General features: G+C 33.4%; 3 protein-coding genes, 1 tRNA gene and 1 rRNA gene. All 5 read right to left on the minus strand.

Features of this window, described 5'->3' with window-relative positions; translation table 11 throughout:
- Positions 1–202: 202 nt before the first annotated feature.
- Positions 203–748 (minus strand): DJ-1/PfpI family protein, encoded by a 546-nt coding sequence (locus tag JV173_RS06960; RefSeq protein ID WP_205735583.1) that lies wholly within the window; start codon positions 746–748, stop codon positions 203–205.
- Positions 745–1,380, minus strand: coding sequence for a 5'-methylthioadenosine/S-adenosylhomocysteine nucleosidase family protein (locus JV173_RS06965; RefSeq protein WP_205735584.1), 636 nt, complete (start codon positions 1,378–1,380; stop codon positions 745–747). The genes JV173_RS06960 and JV173_RS06965 overlap by 4 nt, the downstream gene beginning before the upstream one ends.
- Positions 1,381–1,589: 209 nt before the next feature.
- Positions 1,590–1,967, minus strand: coding sequence for a hypothetical protein (locus JV173_RS06970; protein ID WP_205735585.1), 378 nt, complete (start codon positions 1,965–1,967; stop codon positions 1,590–1,592).
- Between the two features lie 104 nt (positions 1,968–2,071).
- Positions 2,072–2,148: transfer RNA gene (locus JV173_RS06975), tRNA-Asn, on the minus strand.
- Positions 2,149–2,203: 55 nt separating this feature from the next.
- Positions 2,204–2,315, minus strand: a 5S ribosomal RNA gene (rrf, locus tag JV173_RS06980).
- Between the last annotated feature and the right edge of the window lie 14 nt (positions 2,316–2,329).

Here is a 2,329-nt window from a genome sequence, read left to right on the forward strand (position 1 = left end):
GTATGTGATAAACTACTTGTATCATCGTTCTTCATTGTTCTGATGATAGAATCCTCCTTGGTTTAATTTGGTGTAAGGCAATTGGTCATTACCATTATACCAACCAAGAGGATTCTTTTTGTTTATCGCTACTGCTCCTTTGATTCCACCCGCATAGCAGGTGGTTTTATGTTAGTCTACGACCAACATAATAAAAAGAACATCAATAAATGATGTTCTCTAATAACATTTTAGCATCTGCTTCGCTTTGAAGTTTAGTAAGTAGTGCATATACAAATTCAATCACCGCACCTGCACTTCTAGCAGTTATGATCCCTTCGGTTGTAACTGCTTTTTGATTGCCTAAATAATTGCCTTTAGGGGCATCTTTTTCGCTTCCTGGGAAAGCAGTGAATGGTTTACCATCTAAGATACCTAATCTACCTAAAAACCTTGGTGCGGCACAAATTGCACCGATTAGTTTCTTCTTTTCATAAAAGGCTTGAATGGTCTTTTGAATGACTTCATCCGTATCAATGACTTTAGCAACATAAGGTCCACCAGGTACTAATAAAAAATCATAATTTTCAAGATTCACTTCTTCTAAAAGGTAATCTGCTGTAATTTGTTGTTTATAGCTTGTTATAACGGTTTTTGACTTTTCTGTAGATGCACTATCAATATCAACTTTTGCACGACGTAATAGTGCCATTGTTGATAAGGCTTCATTATCCTCCATCATTGAGGAATATAAAAATAGTCCTTTCATGATAAAACCTCCATTAAATCAAATAATGTATCTTTAATGACATCTGATAAAGTCACTTCTGATTCTTTATAAGTTTCAAGTTGGTTTTTATCACCAATTAAATCAGAAACTACTTTAATGGATATGAGTGGTATTTCAAAGATATGTGCAACTTGAAAAACTGCTGCACCTTCCATATCCACAAGATGTGGTGCTTCTTTAATTGGACTTGTACCAAAATGATCTGCTGAATAAAGTTCTGCTTTATGATATTCTGAAAGTTTACTTTCAAGCGAGTGATCTAATTTAAACCAGGTTGGCATTTTAGGCACTTGACCTAATTCGTATTTAAAGACTCTTAAATCAAAATCACTATAGGTTGCAGCACTCACAACATATGGTGTATATGTTAAGACTTGATAACCTCCTGCAATACCTATATTAATGATTAAATCAATCAGTGGTTGATACTTTGTAATTGCGAAGCTAACTGCAGCTGCTGCGTTTGATTTTCCAATGCCAGTTAAGATTAAAACAACATCTTTTTTACCTAAACGTCCTTCAAAAGTTAAAAAAGGCTTTTCTTCAACTTTCATTAATAAAGGTAAGATGTCTTTTACTTCATCTTCCATTGCTGCAACTAATAATGTCATATAAATCTCCTAAAATTATGATATAAATGCCAAATAAAAACTATAGAATATAACAAATCCAACCGTTAAAATTTCTAGTGAAAAATTGTTATCATGATGATTTGTCCAACAGGATCATAAGGATGTCTATTATTCATAAAATTTCATCCTTAATGATACATATACATTATACTTTAATATTAAAGTAATAAAAACTTTAAATCTAACATCTAAAAGAATTGTAACATACCTAGTATTCCAATAATCAAGATTGTAAGTAAAAATAACCCTACAAGTCCTGTGAATATCCAAAGTGACACATTACCCCATCTAATTGGTGCACGTTTATGATTAGGAATGTGAGTTTTCGTTTGATCACCATCCCAAAAAAGATCACGCATATCTTCTTGAACTTGTACTGGAACATCTCTTAAAGTACCGTCTAAGAAAGGATTTGATGCTTCATCTTGTAAATGTTCGGACATCTTATGTTCTTCAGCTTTCTCTTCACTTACTTTTTCTATAAATTTATGATTATTCTTTGAAATTGCACGATATGCATCCTTTTTTTCTATATTTATTAAGTGATTTCTATCAATTTTTGACATCGAAAACCCTCCTTATACACTTTATTATACAGTATTATTTTCAATTACACATTAAAATCAAAATAAAAAACCTCAACTTTAACGCTGAGGTTTCAATTTTATAATGGCGCCCACTGCCTGACTCGAACAGGCGACCCCCTGATTAACAGTCAGGTGCTCTAACCGACTGAGCTAAGTAGGCAATTCAGTTTTAAGGTTTGGGTACCACTGTTATATATTATATCAAATAAAGAGTTGCCTGGCAACGACCTATTTTCGCTATTTGTATTAACTATCGTCGGCGCTAAGGTGCTTAACTGCTGTGTTCGGGATGGGAACAGGTGGATCCACCTTGCTATTGTCACCAGACATACTCTCAAAAC

The organism is Acholeplasma equirhinis, from assembly GCF_017052655.1.
GTDB lineage: Bacteria > Bacillota_I > Bacilli_A > Acholeplasmatales > Acholeplasmataceae > Acholeplasma > Acholeplasma equirhinis.

Excerpts from the sequence above, each read along its gene's own strand:
- JV173_RS06970 (WP_205735585.1), bottom strand. The coding sequence starts at position 1,967 with ATGTCAAAAATTGATAGAAATCACTTAATAAATATAGAAAAAAAGGAT.
- JV173_RS06960 (WP_205735583.1), bottom strand. The coding sequence starts at position 748 with ATGAAAGGACTATTTTTATATTCCTCAATGATGGAGGATAATGAAGCC.
- JV173_RS06965 (WP_205735584.1), bottom strand. The coding sequence starts at position 1,380 with ATGACATTATTAGTTGCAGCAATGGAAGATGAAGTAAAAGACATCTTA.